The sequence below is a fragment of the Paraburkholderia sp. BL27I4N3 genome (assembly GCF_003386115.1).
GTDB lineage: Bacteria > Pseudomonadota > Gammaproteobacteria > Burkholderiales > Burkholderiaceae > Paraburkholderia.
On record NZ_QREJ01000001.1, the window covers coordinates 5478196 to 5495272 of the forward strand.

The following is a 17077-nucleotide window of genomic DNA, read 5'->3' on the forward strand; positions in this document are numbered from 1 at the left end:
GCAGGTCACACGTCACTCGCCACTAGCGGATAAAGTGCCCGCAAATCGGCATGCTCGCCAGCCGCGCGATCAACGACGACTGTTGTCCGCCACCTGCCACCGCAAACTCGTCCGCCGCCATGGCGGAGCCCGCCGCGGCACCGATCGCGATGATCGCGATCGCAATCCGGCGCAGCCGCCCGATGCGGCCGGCGAGCGAGCCCGACTCGCTGCGCCAGCTAGCCAGCAAGGTCATCGTGAGTGCAACTATCGCGCAGCACATGACTCCTCCTCAGGCGTTCGCCGTGGCGCGCTCCTGACGCGCGGGAAACGGATCGCGCCACGCGCCGATCGCGTTCAGTTGATCGTGCCAGCGCACCACTTCCGGAAACTCTTCAAGCGGCATCGCCGCGCCTTTCGCGTACGGCAGCGAGATGCCGACCGAGAAATCCGCGACCGTCAGGTCGTCGCCAAGCAACCACTTGCGTCCCTTCAGATGCTGGTTGAGCACGGCGGCATGCTTGCGGAAAAACCCTTGCGCTTCGGCGACTTTCGAAGGATCGGGCTCGCCGAGTCCGACCCACGGCTTGATCAGATACTCGAAGTACAGCGCACCGGCATGCCTTAGCAGATGCTGGCTATTCCAGCTGAACCAGCGCACGACGTCGATCTGCTGCTGCGCGCCCCGCGGCCAGAGCGAAGATTCCGCGCGCTGCGCAAGATGGCACAGGATCGCGTCGGCCTCCCAGATGATCTTGTCGCCATCGACGAGACAAGGCACCTTGCCATTCGGATTGATCGCCAGATAGTCTGCTCGGGTATGTTCGCCCTTGCGCAGATCGACAAAGGCGTAGTCGATTGGCAACCCTAAGTATTGCGCCAATGCGCAGGTTTTTCTGGGAGACAGCGTTTCAGCATAGTAAAGCTTCATGGTCGACCTCAGTGTGCGTTGACTTCGGTGGAATATGCTTCATTTGGCCTGGTTTTCCAGCCCGGCAAGCAGTGCGTCCAGCTTCTCGAATGCACCGGTCCAGCCGGTTTGATGACCGTCGCGAGCGGCCTCGTCGAAGAAATGCGCATGATGGAAATGCAGTTCGGTGCCCTCTTCGATCGGACGAAACCGGATGGTCACGAGCGACCGGCGCTCGGGCAGCGTGACCCACTCCCATGTGAAGACGAGCTTGCGGTCGGTCTCCACTTCCTGGTATTCGCCACGGCAGTCGTGCGTTTCGCCGTCCAGCGTCTGAAACACCACGCGAAAGCGGCCGCCCACGCGCGGATCGGCTTCGGCGCTCAGCACCGGCCCGGCGTCCGGTCCCCACCAGCGCGCCATCAGTTCCGGCCGCGTCCATGCTGCGTAGACTCTTGCAGGCGGCGCCTTGATGCGCCGAATGATGGTCAGGCTGGGCTTTTCGTTCATTCGTCGTTCCTCTCGACAAAATCGGCGAGCCGGTCGAGACTCGCGGACCAGAAGCGTTCGTAGCGTCGCAGCCACGCCATCGCCTCTCCCATTGGGCCGGCAACCAGTTCGACCGAGACGGTCCGGCCATTCTTTGTGCGCGCCACCAGACCGGCATCGCTCAGCACGTCGAGATGCTTCATGACGGCGGGCAGTTTGAGCGGCAACGGCCGCGCGATTTCCGTGACGGACAAGCCCGGCTCACGCTCGAGACGCGCGAGGATGGCCCGCCGCGTAGGGTCCACGAGGGCGGAAAACGTACGGTCGAGTTGACTGACTGGAGACTTTGCCATATGGTGAACTATAGGCCGTGAACTTCGGGAGTCAAGGTTTTTTGCGGCCGACTCCGTGAACCCGTAGGCCCCTTGATACTGTCCGTCCTCGACGCGCCACGGCTATCATTCCAACGATTCGCAATCACGGATTCGCTCAGCGTCGAGAGGACAGCACCGTATGGACCTCCTTCAAGGCATGGCAGTGTTCAAGCGCGTTGTGGACGCGTCCAGTTTCTCGAAAGCGGCGGATTCACTGGAAATGCCGCGCGCTTCCGTGTCGACGCTCGTGCAGAATCTGGAGAGTCATCTCGGCGTGCGCCTGCTCAACCGCACGACGCGCCGCGTGCAGGTGACCGACGACGGCGCGCTTTACTACGAATACTGCGCCCGCATACTCGCCGAGGTTTCCGACGCCGAGTCGGCGCTATCCAGCAAACGTCAAAGTCCGCGCGGCACGGTGCGCGTCGACACGTCCGCCACGTTCGCGCATCACGTGCTGATTCCCGTGATGCGCGATTTCAACGCGCGCTATCCCGACATCACCGTGAAGCTGGGACTGGCCGACCGCAACGTGGATCTCGTGCAGGAAGGCGTCGATTGCGTGATCCGCATCGGCGTGCTCGACGATTCGAACCTGGTGGCGCGCTCGCTCGGCAGCGTGCGCATGACGATCTGCGCCGCGCCTGCCTATCTCGAGCAGATGGGCGAGCCCGCCACGCCCGACGATCTCGACCGGCACCACGCGGTGAATTATTTTTCCGCGCGCACCGGGCGCGTCTACCCGATGGAGTTCGAAGCGGACGGCGTGCTGATCAAAAGACCGATCGAGGGCAAACTCGCAGTCAACGAAGGCCTGGTCTACGTTGCGTCCGCGGTGGAAGGCTTGGGCCTGATCCAGACGCCGCGCTTCATGGCGGCGAAGGCAATCGAATCCGGCGCGCTGCGTGAGATTTTGCGCGACTGCCATTGCGCGCCATTGCCGCTCTCGATTCTTTATCCGCACCGTCGTTTGAGCATGTCCGTGCGGGTGTTCAGCGAGTGGGTGCACGAACTGGTGCAGCAGAATCCGGACTTCTGCGACTAGCACATTCGAAAAACAGCCACAGCCGCCAGCTTTCGAAGAACCAAAAAACTTCTCCGCCAAAGGAATAAAGCCGCGACACCGTGCGTTCAATAAGCGCAATGACCATCGGTCATGACAGAGAGGTGCGGCCATGAAATCTGTGCTTAAAGCATTGGGCGTCGTCGTGGGCGGCGCGGCGTTGGTGAGTCTTGTCGCGTCGTGCGGCGGTTCCGATTCGGTCAACAGCCAATCGTTTACATCGACGGCGCTCGTCTCGGACGGCGCCGTCGCGGCGGCGCATACGGACCCGAATCTGAAAAACGCATGGGGCGTTGCCTTCAATCCAAAAGGTTTCGTCTGGGTGGCCGACAACGCCACTTCGCTCGCCACGCTTTATGACGGCAACGGCACGCCGCAATCGCTTGTGGTCAGCATTCCGAACGGAACCAACGGACCGGCGAATCCGACCGGCATCGTGTTCAACGGCACGACGGACTTCGTCGTGACTCAGGGCGGCAAATCCGGCGTGGGCGCATTTATCTTTGCCGGCGAAGGCGGCACGATTACCGCGTGGGCGCCGACGGTCGCGCCCACCACCGCCTTCGTCGTATTCGACAGCGGCAGCGCCGGCGCGGTCTACAAGGGCCTCGCGCTGGCCAGCAACGGCGGCGCCAACTTCCTCTACGCTGCCGACTTTCACAACAACAGAATCGACGTCTTCGACAAGAGCTTCGCGAAGGTATCGACGCCCGGCAAGTTCCAGGACGCGTCGCTTCCAGCGGGCTTCGCGCCGTTCGGCATTCAGGCGCTCGGCGCAAAGCTCTTCGTGACCTACGCGAAGCAGGACGCGGAGGCCCACGACAACGTCGACGGCGCCGGCCTCGGCTTCGTGGATGTCTACGATACGGCGGGCAATCTGCTGCAGCGTTTCGCCTCAGCTGGCGTGCTGAATGCGCCGTGGGGCATCACGCAGGCGCCGGCCAATTTTGGACGCTTCAGTGGCGACGTGCTGATCGGCAATTTCGGCGACGGCACGATCAACGCCTTCGATCCGGCGAGCGGCCAGTCTCTCGGCGCCATCAACTTGCCCGACAACACGCCGTTCGTGCAGCACGGTCTGTGGGGTATCGCGTTCGGCAATGGGCTCAGCAATCAGCCGGTCAACACGCTGTTTTTCGCCGCCGGCCCGAATGAAGAAACGAACGGCGTCTACGGACGTATCGATGTGAAAATGTGACGCACGAACGCGCGTCGCGGGCGCCCTCCGCCACGCGCAGGTGACTGGCGCGGCGGCCGCTTCACGCCGCGCAGCGCATGCGCGCCGCGAGCCGCTGCACGTTCAGCAGCCTCACGATCCGCTTGAGCGCGTGACGCACGCGGCCGCGTAAATGCGCCGCCCGCATGGTGCGCCAGAAACGGTCCGGCGCGAAGTCGTCGAAACGCGCTTCCTTTTCGAGCAGCGCCTTGCCGCCGGGCAAATGGACGAACGAACAGCAACGGAACCAGCGCAAATCCCGATAGTTGTTGCCGGCCCAATGGCGCCCCACAGCCTGATACGCGCCGACTTCGATCAGCACTTGCCCTTCGTCGCTGAGCGCATTGAGCGCGGCCGAGATGAACGCTTCGTCGCCGTGATGCCTTAAACGCTCGCTTTCGCTGAGATAGCGTGCGTAACTGGCTCGCGCGCGAGGCACCAGCCGGCGCAACGCAACGGGTGTCGCGATCAGAAATTCGCCGCCGTACCAGCGCGGATTCATCAAGCGCCGGTTCGCGACGATCTCCAGATCCGCGACCACCCGCTCGCTGCCATAAGCCGGAAACACCTGATCCGAAATATCGAAGACACCGAGGCCGGCTTGCGCGCACCGTTCGATCAGATCGCGGTCGAGCGGCAGCAGCGCCACCATGTCGGCGTCGAGCAGCAACATCATCGTGTCGGCGGGCAAGCTCTCCGCCACCTGGTCCATCAGGTCGAGTTTGAAATGCGCCGCGTAGAACGGCGTATTCTTCGGCAACTCGATGGTCGCGGTGAGCCGCGTCACGAGCGGGCGATGCTCCGCCGGTATGCTTTCGAGCCGGCGCGCGACCAGCTCCGGCGCGTTGGTCATGATCGTCAAGGTCGGCAGGCCCACGCGCCGCAAGCTGTTGTTCAGGCAGACCGCCTGACTTACATACGAGAGCGGATCGCGATTCGTCGAGTTGGGACCCGGCTTCGCATCGACATCGACATAAACGAGAGTGCACGGAAAAAGATTCACGTTGCTCCTAAGCACGCGTGAGCGACGGACCGCCTTTTGAGCGATGCGTCACTGTCGAAGGTTGATCCACATGTTCTTGCCTCGGGGCGCGGAAGCAGCCGCAAGGTGCGCGACGTTTGAAATCGCGAATCGTGCCATCGTGGCGTCACATTCGAGCCGGGCACGCCGATCTGCGGCGATGGAGTCGGATGAACCGGGGCGCAGGCATCAGGGTTGGTCTATCGTTTCACGTCCTTGCATCGCCTTTCCGCCAAAACGCAGAGAGACATGACGTGGTGCTGCCGCAGGTTGGTCGGGGGCGATTGCATTGCGCAATAGTTGCGGATGCGTCAGTGAGCGTCGCGAATAACTTACTCGCTGCGTTTCGTCATGTGCTTACGATTGGCAGACACGTCGCTTGCGCGCCCACGCGTTCGCAACTTTGCGACAGACGACAGCGCTATTCCGCCGCGTCCGGCTCAGCTTCGTAGCGCACCGTTCCGGTGAAGCCGTGCGTCCGTCAAATCATACGTGCCGGCGTGGCACCGGCGGCCGCGTTTCGACTAGCTGCGCGGCTGCCGCAGCGGCCGAAAGAAGCGGCGAATTTCCGCCGCGAGCAGATCAGGCTTTTCCATCGCCGCGAAATGTCCGCCAGCGGGCATGTCGCTCCATTGCACGACGTTGAACGTTCTTTCGAGCCAGCTGCGCGGCGGGTGATTGATCTCCTTCGGAAAGTGCGCGAAACCGACCGGCGGCGCGACGCGTTGCCCTTCGGCGAAACGCATCGGCTGCAGGCGGTTTTCCCAGTACATCTGGATCGCCGGGCCGATGCACTGCGTGTACCAGTAGAGCGAGATGTTGGTCAGCAGATCGTCTTTCGAAAACACACGCTCCACGTCGCCTTCGCAATCGCTCCATGCGCGAAACTTCTCGCCGATCCATGCGGCCAGTCCCACCGGTGAATCGTTGAGCGACGCCGCGAGCGTGAGCGGCCTGGTGCTGTGCATGTGCGCATAGCCGCCTTCCTGCGCAGCCCACTCGTTTTTCTCCCGCAGGAAATTTTCTTCGGCTGGCGTAAGCGGTTTTTGCGCCGCGCCGAGGGCCGGCTCATACGAACTCGGCAGGAAGTTGAGATGAATGCCCCCGACGGCTTGCGGATGCCGCGCGGCGAGCGCGATCGACACGCCCGCGCCGAGATCGCCGCCCTGCGCGCCGAAACGCTCATAGCCGAGGCCTTGCATCAGCGAGGCCCACACATCGGCCACCTGAAACGCGGACGTGCCGGCTTGCGCGGGCGCCTGCGAAAACGCGAAACCAGGCAGCGACGGCACGACGACGTCGAACGCATCGGCAGGATCGCCGCCGGACGCGGCCGGGTCGCATAAGCGGTCGAGCAGCGCATGGAACTCGAAGAACGAGCCGGGCCAGCCATGGGTGATCACGAGCGGATACGGCGCCGGCCCTACGCCGCGCCGATGGACGAAATGCACGCGCTGCCCTTGCACATCGGCGAGAAATTGCGGCTGCTGATTCAAGCCGCGCTCGGCCGCGCGCCAGTCGAAACGCTCGGCCCAATACTCAGCCAGTTCGCGCAGCCATGTGGCATCGACGCCCTGTTGCCAGGCCGGCGACGGCGTCGCGGGCGCCCAACGTGTCGCGCGAATACGCCGGCGAAGCTCGTCGATCTCGTGGTCGGCGATTGCAATCTGAAACGCTTGTGTCTGCATGGCAACTCGTCCGGGACGGTATGTGGGTCGACGTGCGCAACCGGCTCAAACAGCGGAGCCACGGCCCGTTCAGGCAGCGAGCCAGCACGAGGCAAGCTGCATGGTACACAATGGCGCATTTTTCCGTTTTGCACTCTGGAGACTGCCATGCTTCAAGCGCTCGCCGCCCTGCTCACTTTTCAGTGCCTCGGCGAAGGTGTGTCGTACGTGTTCCATTTGCCGGTGCCGGGTCCGGTGATCGGCATGCTGCTGTTGTTCGGCTTCATCATGCTGCGCCCACAAACCGCCGATGCGATCGAACCGACCGCGCTCGAACTGCTGCGCCATCTGTCCTTGCTGTTCGTTCCAGCGGGCGTCGGCATCATGGTGTCCGCGAGCCGGATTCGCGGCGACGCTGTCGCGGTGATCGTCTCCATTGCGGTCAGCACGACGCTCGCGATTGCGGTGGCCGCGCTCGTCACGCGGGCGTTGATGCGCCGCCAGCATCACGAGCCCTCCGCGCCGGAGTCCGCATCATGACCGCCCTTCCAAAGCTCGGCGCGATCTGGGTGTATCTCGCCGCGAGTCCCTTGCTCGGGCTGACGATCACGCTGATCGCCTACCTCATCGCCCAGACAATCTACGCGAAGGCGCGCTTCAATCCGCTTGCCAATCCCGTGCTGATCGCGGTAGCGCTGCTGGTGGTGTTGCTCGAAATCACTGGCACGCCGTACGCGACGTATTTTGAAGGCGCGCAATTCGTTCACTTTCTGCTGGGCCCTGCAACCGTGGCGCTCGCGCTGCCGCTCTACCGGCAATGGCCGAAGCTGCGCCGCTCCGCGTTGCCGCTGATCGGCGGCCTCGTCGCGGGATCGTTGACGGCCATCGTTTCGTCGGTCGGCGTGGCGGCGCTGTTCGGCGCGTCGCATCAAACGCTCGCGTCGCTCGCACCCAAATCCGCGACCACTCCGATCGCGATGGCGGTCGCTTCCGAGATCGGCGGCATTCCGTCCCTGACCGCCGTCCTCGTCATTTCGACCGGCGTATTCGGTGCCGTGTTCGCGCGCGCGATTCTCAACGCGCTGCGCATTGCCGAACCCGAGGTGCGCGGTTTCGCGCTGGGGATCGCATCGCACGGCATCGGCACGGCGCGCGCTTTTCAGGTGAGCGAGGAAATGGGCGCGTTCGCCGGTCTCGGCATGGGCCTGAACGGTGTGTTCACCGCGTTCGTCGTCCCGGTGTTGATGCCGCTCGTCGCGCGCTGGCTGACGGGCTGAGCGACGTCATCGCAGCAACAGAAAAGCCCGATGGCCGGATAATGAGGCTTCCCTTCCCTTACCCATCCAAAGGAGTTTGCCGCGATGTCTGCCTATGAATCCAAAGTGCCGCGGGTACTGTTGACGAACGACGACGGTATCGACGCGCCCGGCCTCGCCGTACTCGAGGCCGTGGCCGCCGAGCTCGCGCACGAAGTCTGGGTGGTCGCGCCCGAGCACGATCAGAGCGGCACGTCGCATTCGATCAGCCTGCATTCGCCGCTGCGCGTGAGCCGTCAGGGCGAGCGGCGTTTCGGCGTGGCCGGCACACCCGGCGATTGCGTCGTGATGGGCGTGCGCCATCTGATGCGCGATACGCCGCCCACGCTGATTCTTTCCGGCATCAATCGCGGCGGCAACCTCGGTATCGAGACGATGTTTTCAGGCACTGTCGGCGCCGCCATGACGGGCCTGTTGCTCGGTTTGCCGTCGTTCGCGCTGAGCCAGACTTTCAGCAATCGCGACAAGGTGCGCTGGGACACCGCGCGTGCGCTCGCGCCCGGCGTGGTTCGCCAGCTGCTTGCAATCGAGCACGCCGCGCCCACCTGCCTGAACATCAACTTTCCCGATGTCGACGCGGCACGTGCCGGTCCGCTCACGCCGACTCGCCAGGGCGTTGGACTGGTGGAAGATATCGACGTGTTGCCACAAGTCGATCCGCGCGGCATGGCTTATCACTGGCTGCGCTTTCAACGCGGCGCGCGCGCGAACGATCCCGACAGCGAAACGGCCGTGGTGGCGTCGGGGCGCGTGTCGGTCACACCGCTCGCTTTCGATCGCACCGACGAGCCCATCTTCGCGCGGCTCGCGGCTTCGCTGAGTTGATCCTGCGGCTCGCCTTCCGCCAATCGCCGGTTTGCGCGGCGTCACGGACGCGGCGCAGCGGTGAGACTCGGCGCCCCGCCCGGCCCCGCGGGGTCGGGATTGCCGAACGCGGGGAGGCTGCCGTTTTCCCGGGCGCGGGCGATTTCCGCGCGCACCTGCGAGCGCGTTTTCGGGCCGCCGTCCGTTTTCGCCACCGTGCCGGCAGACGGCATAGCCTGCACCAACGGCGGCGACGGCAAGGTGGCTTGCGTGGCCAGGCCTGCTTGCGGCTCCGTCGGCGCAGTTGAAACCACCGGCGGTTTCTGCGGCACTTGCTGGACTAGCGGCGTCACGACGCCCGGCACGCTGCTCGCGCTCTGCATCGCTTTCAGCTCGGCCTGAACCGATGACGGTTGCCTAGCCATGGCCGGTTCGCCGTTGACCGGCGTTCTCGCGTTCGGCGCGCTGTGGCCGTCGACACGGGCGACCAGGCTGTCCAACGCGGCCTGGCTCTTCGCATAACTCGTCTCGCGGTTCGCCTCGGGGTTCGTCTGCTCCCGGGCCGCAGCGCGGCTTTCACGCGACCGGCCATGTTTCGCTGATGAAGAAGACATCCGCACGGGCTTCGCAGCAGGTTGCGGCGCCTTCTCGGCTCGCGGTACGGTCACGGCACGCTGCTCGTTATCCGCGCGCGCCTGCACTTCCTTTTGCAACGCGCGCACCTGATCGTCGTTCTGACGCGCGGCACGCATTGCATCCAGTTGCGCCTGCGCGGCGGCAAGATCGTTGCGTTGCAGACTATTGCGCGCCGCCTGCAGGCCGCTGGCCGAAGCACCGCTCGAGTCGTTGCGAGCGGTGACCGGACCGGATATGACGGCGCCGCTGATCGTGTCGCCGCGCGTGCGATAAGCCGGCGTCTCACCTCGCGCGGCACCGAATTCGTCCGTCGACTGCCAGGGTTTGCCGGCCTGCGAGACATAGGCAGCGATTGCAACAGCGCTGACGACAAGACCTGCGAGAACGATCTTCCTGGGTTCGCTATACATGCGCCTGCCCTTCCAGTCGTGTTGAATGCGTGTCCGCGGCTGCACGGAAATGCCCGGATTCATCAGAAGGTTGCGACGAACAGGTCCGTTGGACGCCGCTACGATGACCGCGAGTTCGCGGCCCCGGCTTTAGCCGCGGGTTCGGCCGATCAAGTCACGTACGGAGGCGCACGCGAACTGGATGCGCTCATTTTCTATTTATATCAGTGAGGCGTCGAATCGTCCGATTGTGCATGGCCCATTGGCCGAAAAAGCCAGCCTCGACGCGTATTTTTTCCCGATAGTACCTGGAACTGCGAAGCAATCCGGGAAAACCGAAAGGTGTCCGGAACTTTTCGCGGGCCGACTGCGCAGCTCGCAACGGTGGAAAACGGATTATGCCTGCAGCGCCATCACGGATCGACTCAGTGAAAAAGCAAAACCGCCATGCTCGTTGGTGCGGCGCAGCGGCTGCGCATCTTGCGCATGCCGCTCGCATAGTCGTTTGTAACGCCGTGTAATTTGTGCGATGCTAGCCACGCCCTGGTCATCCCTAGAAGAAGCATTGGGCGCGAGGCAGACCAATCCTGTTGTCCATTCCTCTGGAGGAGACATGATTGAGTCATCGCAATTGCGCAACTTCGCGCGCGTCGGCAGCGTATCCCGCACCGCTTTCCGTAGCGTCGAATCCACCAGGCTGCACCGCATAGCGGCCGCTTCAAGCTTCGTTTTCCTGATCAATCTCGCCGGCGTCTGCCATGCCGACACGCAGGTCGGCGGCACGCTTCCGCCCGCGCCCGACATACTCTACGGCGATCTCTTCGTCGCCGTGCAAACCGCGCAAATCTACCCGGATCAGAAGACCTTCGTCGACGCAACGCCGAACGCCGATCCCGCCGCGATCGTCCAACTGTACGAGCAGCAAAAGCACAACCCCCGCTTTTCGCTGGCGAAGTTCGTCAACAAATACTTCACGCCGCCGAGTGAGCCGATCATCACGCCGCCCGCCAACCAGACTCTGCGTGAACACATCAACTGGCTGTGGCCCGCATTGACCCGCACCACCACGAGCGCGCCGCCCAACAGCTCGCTGATTCCATTGCCGAAACCCTATGTGGTGCCGGGCGGCCGTTTTCGCGAAGGCTACTACTGGGACACCTATTTCACGATGCTCGGGCTGCAGGAATCGGGCAACGAAAATCTCGTCGACGACATGCTCGACAACTTCGCCTACGAGATCAATACCTTCGGCCATATTCCGAACGGCAATCGCACCTACTACCTCGACCGTTCGCAGCCGCCGTTTTTCTCGCACATGGTCGAACTCGCCGCGAAGGCGGAGGGCCACGGCGTCTACCAGAAGTACCTGCCGGCGCTGCGCAAGGAATACGCGTACTGGATGCAGGGCGAGACCACCACGCAACCCGGCTCGGCCACGCGCAATGTGGTCGTGATGCCGGATCGCACGGTGCTCAACCGCTACTGGGATGAGCTCGACACGCCGCGCGACGAGTCGTATCTGGAGGACATCCAGACCGCGCAACAGGCGAGCGGCCGCAAGCCGAACGACGTCTACCGCGAGTTGCGCGCCACCGCCGAAAGCGGCTGGGATTTCAGCTCGCGCTGGTTCGGCGACAACATGACGCTCGCGACGGTGCGCACCACGTCGATCATTCCGGTCGACCTGAACAGCCTGATGTTCCACCTCGAGATCACCATCGCCAAGGGTTGCGGCGAGACGCGCGATTTCCGCTGCGTCGGCGAATTCGCGCAACGCGCCGCGAAACGCGCGCTCGGCATCAACCGGTATCTGTGGAATCCCAACGGCTATTACGGCGACTATGACTGGCAACTCGCCAAACCGCGCGACAACAAAACGGCGGCGATGGTGTTTCCGCTGTTTGTCGGCGCGGCGTGGCCGGAACGTGCGCTCAAGACGGCGAAACAGGTGCAGTCGACCTTGTTGAAACCGGGCGGCCTCGTCACCACGACCTACAACACGACGCAGCAATGGGATGCGCCGAACGGCTGGGCGCCGCTGCATTGGGCCGCCATTCAGGGCTTGAAGCGCTACGGGCAGGACGAGCTCGCGCAACAGATCGGCACGCGTTTTCTTACCGACGTGAAAGGCGTCTACGCGTCCGATCAGAAACTGGTCGAGAAATACGTGGTGGAAGGCTCGGGAACGGGCGGCGGCGGTGGTGGCGAATATCCGTTGCAGGACGGCTTCGGCTGGACCAATGGCGTGACGCTCAAGCTGCTCGACCTGTATAGCCCGGGCGATTGAGTCCGCACGGAGGGCGGGCTCGCGGCCGTGGCGGCCCATGAATACTGTATAAAAACACAGTATAATGGTTGCCCCGAGCCGCCCTTCGTTGTCTGATTGCGCGGCACCCAGCCCACGTCGGAATCATGGTGTCCCAGCAAGCCCTATTCGCGCCCGAGCCCTTTTCCCTTCTCCATGACCAGGAAGGCGGAATCCGCTATCTGCCCGAGTCGATCCCGGCTGCCACGGCGCAAGCGTGGTTCGAGACGGCGCTGCGCAATGTCGGCTGGCTGAGTCAGCAGCGCATGATGTACGACCGCGAAGTCGCTGTGCCGCGTCTGCTCGCCACCTTCGCGCGTGGTGCCGGCGATCTGCCCGCGCCCTTGGGCGAGGCATTCGAAGCCGTGCGCGCGCTCGTGGGCGCGCCGTTCAACCGCGTCGGCCTCAATCTCTATCGCGACGGCGGCGACAGCGTCGCGCTTCACAGCGACAAGACCGAGAAGCTGGTGCCCGCTCAGCCCATTGCCATCATTTCGCTCGGCGCGAGCCGCCGCATGTCGATCCGGCCGAAAGCGGGCGCCGGCGCCGGACGGATCGTGCATGTCGAACTGGAACCCGGCAGTTGTCTGGTCATGAGCTATGCGTCGCAATTCACGCACGAGCACGGCATTCCCAAGCTCGCGGGTGCGACGGAGCCGCGTATCAGCCTCGCGTTTCGGTGCTTCAGCGGTTGACTGACGAATGGTGCGTCAGAGCAACGTGACCTTGCCGGTCGCGAGGTCGTAAATGCCGCCGGCAATCTTGACCTTCCCGCTTTTCACGTACGGCCCGATCATTGGTCTGGAGGCGATCAGCCGGTTGACATTCAACCTGACGTTTTCAATCGTGGTTTGCGTAACGAGATCCTCGCCTTGATCTCCTTTCGTCACTTTCGCCATCTGCATGGCGGGCTTGATCGCGCGAACCAGTTCCGGCAGATGGCCAGGCAAATGAGCGCCATCCTTGAGCGCCTTGACCGTGGCGCTCACCGCGCCACACTGCGTATGCCCGAGCACCATGATGAGTGGCACCCCGAGGAACTCGACGCCGTATTCGAGGCTCGCGAGAATATCGTCGTTGACGAAATTACCTGCCACGCGCACCACGAACAGATCGCCCGGACCCTGATCGAAGGCGAGCTCGGGCGCGACCCGCGAATCCGCACACCCAACGACGGCGGCAATCGGATACTGCGCCGAGACACGCGCCGCGCGGCCTGCGGAATAGTCCTTGTTTGAAGGGTTGTTCGCGGCGTAACGGGCGTTGCCCTGCATCAGGCGGTCGAGCGCTTCAGAAGGTGGAATCGAATTCGGCGCATTGCCTGGCGCGGGATCCGCCGCCACGGCTACGCGCCGCGACAAACCCGCCAGCGTGATCGACGACGCACCGGCCAGCAGCAGATTGCGCCGCGTGGGGGAAGACAGATGACGGCCGCACATGGCTCGCCTCCTATGTCATGAGCAACGCCCCAGCGGTGCCGTTCGAACCGGCATGAGCCGTGAAAGCGGGTCGCGCGCGCGACGCCTCATCGTGCGCTTCCCACGCTCGGACATCAAGTTAGACGGCGTAGATGTCCGGGTTGTCCACTAGCGGTAGAAATTTGCCGCTAGTGCCGTCGAGCGCGAGCATCGTGCCGCTTTCGATATCGAAGATCCAGCCGTGCAGCCGCAGTGTTTTATTCGCGAGCCCGACTGCCACCGACGGATGCGTGCGGATGTTCGCCAGTTGTGCGATCACGTTGTCCTTGACCAGCGCGGAGAGGCACTCGGCATCCGAATGGTAGGTGCGTGATGCGTTGATGGCCTTGGCCGCATCCGCGTGACGCAGCCAGCCCGCCACTGCCGGCAGATGATCGAGATTCTTGCAGGTCGAGATCGCCGTCATCGCGCCGCAGTTCGAGTGGCCGCAGATCACGATATCGCGCACGCCCAACACGGCCACCGCGTATTCGACGGTCGCCGACACACCGCCCGGTTCCGGACCATAAGACGGCACGATGTTGCCCGCATTGCGGATCACGAACAGCGAACCCGGCTCGGTCTGCGTCAGCAGCTCCGGCACGACACGGCTATCCGAGCACGTCACGAAAAGCGTGCTGGGACTTTGCGCCGTGGACAGACGCTTGAACAATGCGCTTTGCTGCGGAAAGACTTCGCGTTGAAAGCGGATGAGACCCTCGATAATTTCCTGCACGATTGTTCTCCATAAATCGAAGCGTGAGCCCGCAGTGCTCGCGGCAATATGAAACCCGCGAGCATACATGCGATCCATTGGCGCGACTATACCGCAGCCAAAGGCGCGACCGCGCACTGGACAAACATGCGAGCGCGAACGTCGCCGAGGCGCCATGGTGAGAACATTTTCACCGTGCGCGGCGAAATAAAAAAAGCCCCGGCTGTTACCAGCCGGGGCCAACTCTCTCGCTCGCACACCGGAAACCGTGCGTGCCTGACTACTTTACCGATACCGCCGGAGCCGATATATACGCCATGCTGGAAGAGTCCCTTCCAACCCGGCTCGCACTACCCCGCGCCCGTCGGATCAACGGCTATACATCGCATTCCAGTCGGCGGAGGACACAGCCGGGCGGCCGCTTTGCGACGTACCCGCCACGTTGCCGCCATAACCGCTGGTCTCGCCATTGCGCGCGGCGACGCGCGCTTCTGCGGCCTGAATCGCTTCCGGGTAATGCGCCTGGTCGCCGTCGCCGACGTGATAGCCGCCCTGCTGCAGTTGAACCAGTTCCGCGCGCACCTGCTCGCGCGTAATGCCGGAATTCGATTGGGCGAACACGGTGGCCGAAGCAGCCAGCGAAGCGACGATAACGACAGCCTTGATCAGGGAATTCATGATGGAAACACCTCCGATAATTGATGGTCAGCAGCGCTTCGAATCGCTCTCCGCGCAACCGCTGAAACCAATATAGGTGCCGATTCCTCATAGAATAACGGCCTGCCGTCGAAGGGATTGTTCCTGAATCCGGAGCAATCACGCTCAGAAGCGCGTGCGGATCCCCACCGTGCCGACCACCTGATTTGCCGTCGACGACGCGCCGCCCGCGGTGTTGATAAACGCGGTGTAGCCCTTGCCGCTCACGTGCTGGTACATCGCTTCGGCATACACGTCGGTGCGCAACGACAGCGCATAGACGGCTTGGAGGTTCACCTGATTCCACTTCGGATCCGAGCCGAAGCTCGAGGTGCCGCCCACATGCGCGTCCGTATAGGTATAGGCCGCCCCGAGGCTCACCGCGGGCGTCACGGCGTACTTGCCGTTCACTTCGTAGTTGTCGAAGCGCATCGAGCCATGCGTGGCGCCGAACGATGCGGTGTTCTGGAACTGGCTGTGCGTGTAGACGAAGCCGGCCGTCACGGGACCAAAGCCATAGCTCAACGCGGCGCCAGCCGTGCGCTGCACATCGGCGCCAAGCTGAAAGCCGCCCGTGCCGTTGGCCGTGGATTCGCCGAGATCGACCGCGCCGGACGTATTGCCGGTCGAGTTCGAACCGTTGATCTGCAAATAGCCGGCAGCCGCCTTGAACGGACCGTTGACATAGCTCACGCCGGCGCTATAGGCACGATTGACCGCGAATTCCGTGTTGTTCGAGAACGCGTACATCCCGCCGAACTTCAGACCGGCGTAGTTCGCGCTCGTGTACTTCACGGCGTTGCTCATGCGCACGGAGTGATTCAGATTGTCATTGTCGAACGGATGTGCGAAGCCGGTATCGCCGAAGGTGCCCGCCGTGCCCGAGAGCGGCGCGACGAAATCGACCAGCGAGTCGTACTGGCGGCCCAGTGTGAGCGTGCCGTACTGCTTGCTGCTCAAGCCGACAAACGCCTGACGGCCGAACAGCCGGTTGTTCTGGCCGAGCTTGCCGTTCTGCACGTTGTAGCCGTTCTCCAGCACGAAAATCGCCTGCAACCCGCCGCCGAGATCTTCCGCGCCGCGCAAGCCGAAGCGGCTGCCGTTGATGTTGCCGCTCGTCGCCTGCACCAGCGCGCCCTGCGATCCGCCCTTCTTCACGTTGTTGGTGTACATCACGCCGGCGTCGATGAGGCCGTACAGCGTGACCGAACTTTGCGCATGCGCCGTCGCCGCGGCGAGTCCTGCGAACGCCGCGACCGCGGCGGTAATCTTTTTCACGTCAATGCTCCTGCGTAGCTGGAATATCAGGTTGAACAGCGACGCGAGTATAGAAACGCGGGCATTGAAAACGAATGCCCGGACCCTGGAGCAGTCCTTTATGGAATCTGGAAGAATCCGTCATCTGCACGCAGCAATCGCGATGTGCCGCGCTTCGACGAGGTGTTTTGAAAGCAGGAGACGCGCGGCGATGGCTCTGCGCGGAATGGCGGGTTGTGTATGAACAACAGCCGTTGAGTCGTTTGCGAGGCCCGGCGCGCGCGCCGGGCTCATCGTCAATCAGAAACCAGGCCGCTCAGGCCCTGTTGAAATCACCGGTTTCGAGTTCCACGGACTGCCCGCCGTTTTTTTCGAGGACCTTGCGCGTAGCGTTTTCAATCCGCGCGCGATTCGCCTCGAACGTATTGACGAGGTCATGGGCCGAAGGGCCGTGGTTGCCGAAATGCTCGTTCAGCGCATCCAGCGACACGCTGCACCAGACGTCGGCCCCGTCGACATTGGCTTCGAAGGCGACGCGCGCCGCCGCAACCACTTCACGGCGTCCGGTGAATTCGATCCTCATGATGACCCTCCATTTGTCGAAAGAAAGCTTCGAGTGCGCAAACGCTGTGCCACGGCGGCGTGATCCGCAAGACCGGCCGGGGTCAGCGCACATTCTCAGCAGGGTGCATACTCGACACCGGCCGTCCTCGTACGGTCGTGCCGATGCGTCACGGCCTGGCCGCCCATGGCCACGCTGCCCGACGTGCCTTATATCCTAAT

The 17077-nt window shown here is 63.3% G+C and carries 19 protein-coding genes; 7 read left to right on the forward strand and 12 right to left on the reverse strand.

Going from position 1 to position 17077, the window contains the following annotated elements; genetic code table 11:
- Window positions 1-22: 22 nt before the first annotated feature.
- From B0G71_RS24950 to B0G71_RS24965, 4 genes are read right to left on the reverse strand one after another with little or no spacing between them, the layout of a single operon-like run.
- Window positions 23-262, reverse strand: a complete 240-nt coding sequence (locus B0G71_RS24950) for a hypothetical protein (RefSeq protein WP_147308703.1) — start codon at window positions 260-262, stop codon at window positions 23-25.
- 9 nt (window positions 263-271) lie between these two features.
- Complete coding sequence (locus B0G71_RS24955; RefSeq protein WP_116121755.1) at window positions 272-910, reverse strand: glutathione S-transferase family protein; 639 nt, start codon at window positions 908-910, stop codon at window positions 272-274.
- Between the two features lie 39 nt (window positions 911-949).
- Window positions 950-1399, reverse strand: coding sequence for an SRPBCC domain-containing protein (locus B0G71_RS24960; RefSeq protein ID WP_116145012.1), 450 nt, complete (start codon window positions 1397-1399; stop codon window positions 950-952).
- Window positions 1396-1731 (reverse strand): helix-turn-helix transcriptional regulator, encoded by a 336-nt coding sequence (locus B0G71_RS24965; RefSeq protein WP_116145014.1) that lies wholly within the window; start codon window positions 1729-1731, stop codon window positions 1396-1398. Before B0G71_RS24965 ends, B0G71_RS24960 begins: the two co-directional genes overlap by 4 nt.
- A gap of 160 nt (window positions 1732-1891) precedes the next feature.
- Here B0G71_RS24965 and B0G71_RS24970 point away from each other — a divergent pair, with 160 nt between their 5' ends.
- Together B0G71_RS24970 and B0G71_RS24975 are read left to right on the forward strand one after the other, a co-directional pair.
- On the forward strand, window positions 1892-2797 hold the full coding sequence (locus B0G71_RS24970) for a LysR family transcriptional regulator (RefSeq protein WP_116121757.1): 906 nt from the start codon (window positions 1892-1894) through the stop codon (window positions 2795-2797).
- Between the two features lie 130 nt (window positions 2798-2927).
- Window positions 2928-4013, forward strand: coding sequence for a TIGR03118 family protein (locus B0G71_RS24975; protein ID WP_116145016.1), 1086 nt, complete (start codon window positions 2928-2930; stop codon window positions 4011-4013).
- Between the two features lie 61 nt (window positions 4014-4074).
- Here the strand turns inward: B0G71_RS24975 and B0G71_RS24980 are convergent, their stop codons facing one another.
- Together B0G71_RS24980 and B0G71_RS24985 are read right to left on the reverse strand one after the other, a co-directional pair.
- Window positions 4075-5034, reverse strand: coding sequence for a hypothetical protein (locus tag B0G71_RS24980; protein ID WP_116145018.1), 960 nt, complete (start codon window positions 5032-5034; stop codon window positions 4075-4077).
- A gap of 542 nt (window positions 5035-5576) precedes the next feature.
- Window positions 5577-6740: an epoxide hydrolase family protein gene (locus tag B0G71_RS24985; RefSeq protein ID WP_116145020.1), complete on the reverse strand. Its 1164-nt coding sequence runs from the start codon at window positions 6738-6740 to the stop codon at window positions 5577-5579.
- Between the two features lie 147 nt (window positions 6741-6887).
- On the opposite strand from B0G71_RS24985, the gene B0G71_RS24990 reads away from it, so the two are divergent.
- The 3 genes from B0G71_RS24990 (at window position 6888) to surE (ending at window position 8860) form a co-directional block, all read left to right on the forward strand.
- On the forward strand, window positions 6888-7259 hold the full coding sequence (locus B0G71_RS24990) for a CidA/LrgA family protein (RefSeq protein WP_106278409.1): 372 nt from the start codon (window positions 6888-6890) through the stop codon (window positions 7257-7259).
- On the forward strand, window positions 7256-7996 hold the full coding sequence (locus tag B0G71_RS24995) for an LrgB family protein (RefSeq protein WP_116145022.1): 741 nt from the start codon (window positions 7256-7258) through the stop codon (window positions 7994-7996). Before B0G71_RS24990 ends, B0G71_RS24995 begins: the two co-directional genes overlap by 4 nt.
- Window positions 7997-8080: 84 nt before the next feature.
- Window positions 8081-8860: a 5'/3'-nucleotidase SurE gene (gene surE / locus B0G71_RS25000; RefSeq protein WP_116145024.1), complete on the forward strand. Its 780-nt coding sequence runs from the start codon at window positions 8081-8083 to the stop codon at window positions 8858-8860.
- A gap of 41 nt (window positions 8861-8901) precedes the next feature.
- Here the strand turns inward: surE and B0G71_RS25005 are convergent, their stop codons facing one another.
- Window positions 8902-9885, reverse strand: a complete 984-nt coding sequence (locus B0G71_RS25005; protein WP_181916819.1) for a DUF4148 domain-containing protein — start codon at window positions 9883-9885, stop codon at window positions 8902-8904.
- Between the two features lie 592 nt (window positions 9886-10477).
- Between B0G71_RS25005 and treA the strand changes: the two genes are divergently transcribed.
- Together treA and B0G71_RS25015 are read left to right on the forward strand one after the other, a co-directional pair.
- Window positions 10478-12151, forward strand: coding sequence for an alpha,alpha-trehalase TreA (gene treA / locus B0G71_RS25010; protein WP_116145028.1), 1674 nt, complete (start codon window positions 10478-10480; stop codon window positions 12149-12151).
- 125 nt (window positions 12152-12276) lie between these two features.
- Window positions 12277-12864, forward strand: coding sequence for an alpha-ketoglutarate-dependent dioxygenase AlkB (locus B0G71_RS25015; RefSeq protein WP_116145030.1), 588 nt, complete (start codon window positions 12277-12279; stop codon window positions 12862-12864).
- 15 nt (window positions 12865-12879) lie between these two features.
- On the opposite strand, the gene B0G71_RS25020 is transcribed toward B0G71_RS25015, so the two are convergent.
- The 5 genes from B0G71_RS25020 to B0G71_RS25040 all read right to left on the reverse strand — a co-directional run bounded on the left by B0G71_RS25020 (window position 12880) and on the right by B0G71_RS25040 (window position 16877).
- A complete protein-coding gene (locus B0G71_RS25020) occupies window positions 12880-13608 on the reverse strand; it encodes a carbonic anhydrase (RefSeq protein ID WP_116145032.1) in 729 nt (242 codons plus the stop codon).
- Window positions 13609-13726: 118 nt separating this feature from the next.
- A complete protein-coding gene (locus tag B0G71_RS25025) occupies window positions 13727-14362 on the reverse strand; it encodes a carbonic anhydrase (RefSeq protein WP_116121771.1) in 636 nt (211 codons plus the stop codon).
- 348 nt (window positions 14363-14710) lie between these two features.
- Window positions 14711-15019: a DUF4148 domain-containing protein gene (locus tag B0G71_RS25030; RefSeq protein ID WP_116145034.1), complete on the reverse strand. Its 309-nt coding sequence runs from the start codon at window positions 15017-15019 to the stop codon at window positions 14711-14713.
- A 144-nt stretch (window positions 15020-15163) separates the two neighbouring features.
- Window positions 15164-16315 (reverse strand): porin, encoded by a 1152-nt coding sequence (locus tag B0G71_RS25035; protein ID WP_116145036.1) that lies wholly within the window; start codon window positions 16313-16315, stop codon window positions 15164-15166.
- A gap of 295 nt (window positions 16316-16610) precedes the next feature.
- Window positions 16611-16877 carry a DUF1488 domain-containing protein gene (locus B0G71_RS25040; RefSeq protein ID WP_116145038.1) on the reverse strand — a complete coding sequence of 89 codons (267 nt, stop codon included), beginning with the start codon at window positions 16875-16877 and terminating at the stop codon, window positions 16611-16613.
- Between the last annotated feature and the right edge of the window lie 200 nt (window positions 16878-17077).

Excerpts from the sequence above, each read along its gene's own strand:
- B0G71_RS25040 (WP_116145038.1), bottom strand. The coding sequence starts at position 16,877 with ATGAGGATCGAATTCACCGGACGCCGTGAAGTGGTTGCGGCGGCGCGC.
- B0G71_RS24985 (WP_116145020.1), bottom strand. The coding sequence starts at position 6,740 with ATGCAGACACAAGCGTTTCAGATTGCAATCGCCGACCACGAGATCGAC.
- B0G71_RS24970 (WP_116121757.1), top strand. The coding sequence starts at position 1,892 with ATGGACCTCCTTCAAGGCATGGCAGTGTTCAAGCGCGTTGTGGACGCG.
- B0G71_RS24965 (WP_116145014.1), bottom strand. The coding sequence starts at position 1,731 with ATGGCAAAGTCTCCAGTCAGTCAACTCGACCGTACGTTTTCCGCCCTC.
- B0G71_RS25020 (WP_116145032.1), bottom strand. The coding sequence starts at position 13,608 with ATGTGCGGCCGTCATCTGTCTTCCCCCACGCGGCGCAATCTGCTGCTG.
- B0G71_RS24995 (WP_116145022.1), top strand. The coding sequence starts at position 7,256 with ATGACCGCCCTTCCAAAGCTCGGCGCGATCTGGGTGTATCTCGCCGCG.
- B0G71_RS24960 (WP_116145012.1), bottom strand. The coding sequence starts at position 1,399 with ATGAACGAAAAGCCCAGCCTGACCATCATTCGGCGCATCAAGGCGCCG.
- B0G71_RS25030 (WP_116145034.1), bottom strand. The coding sequence starts at position 15,019 with ATGAATTCCCTGATCAAGGCTGTCGTTATCGTCGCTTCGCTGGCTGCT.
- treA (WP_116145028.1), top strand. The coding sequence starts at position 10,478 with ATGATTGAGTCATCGCAATTGCGCAACTTCGCGCGCGTCGGCAGCGTA.
- B0G71_RS24990 (WP_106278409.1), top strand. The coding sequence starts at position 6,888 with ATGCTTCAAGCGCTCGCCGCCCTGCTCACTTTTCAGTGCCTCGGCGAA.
- surE (WP_116145024.1), top strand. The coding sequence starts at position 8,081 with ATGTCTGCCTATGAATCCAAAGTGCCGCGGGTACTGTTGACGAACGAC.
- B0G71_RS24950 (WP_147308703.1), bottom strand. The coding sequence starts at position 262 with ATGTGCTGCGCGATAGTTGCACTCACGATGACCTTGCTGGCTAGCTGG.
- B0G71_RS24955 (WP_116121755.1), bottom strand. The coding sequence starts at position 910 with ATGAAGCTTTACTATGCTGAAACGCTGTCTCCCAGAAAAACCTGCGCA.
- B0G71_RS25015 (WP_116145030.1), top strand. The coding sequence starts at position 12,277 with ATGGTGTCCCAGCAAGCCCTATTCGCGCCCGAGCCCTTTTCCCTTCTC.
- B0G71_RS25005 (WP_181916819.1), bottom strand. The coding sequence starts at position 9,885 with ATGTATAGCGAACCCAGGAAGATCGTTCTCGCAGGTCTTGTCGTCAGC.
- B0G71_RS24975 (WP_116145016.1), top strand. The coding sequence starts at position 2,928 with ATGAAATCTGTGCTTAAAGCATTGGGCGTCGTCGTGGGCGGCGCGGCG.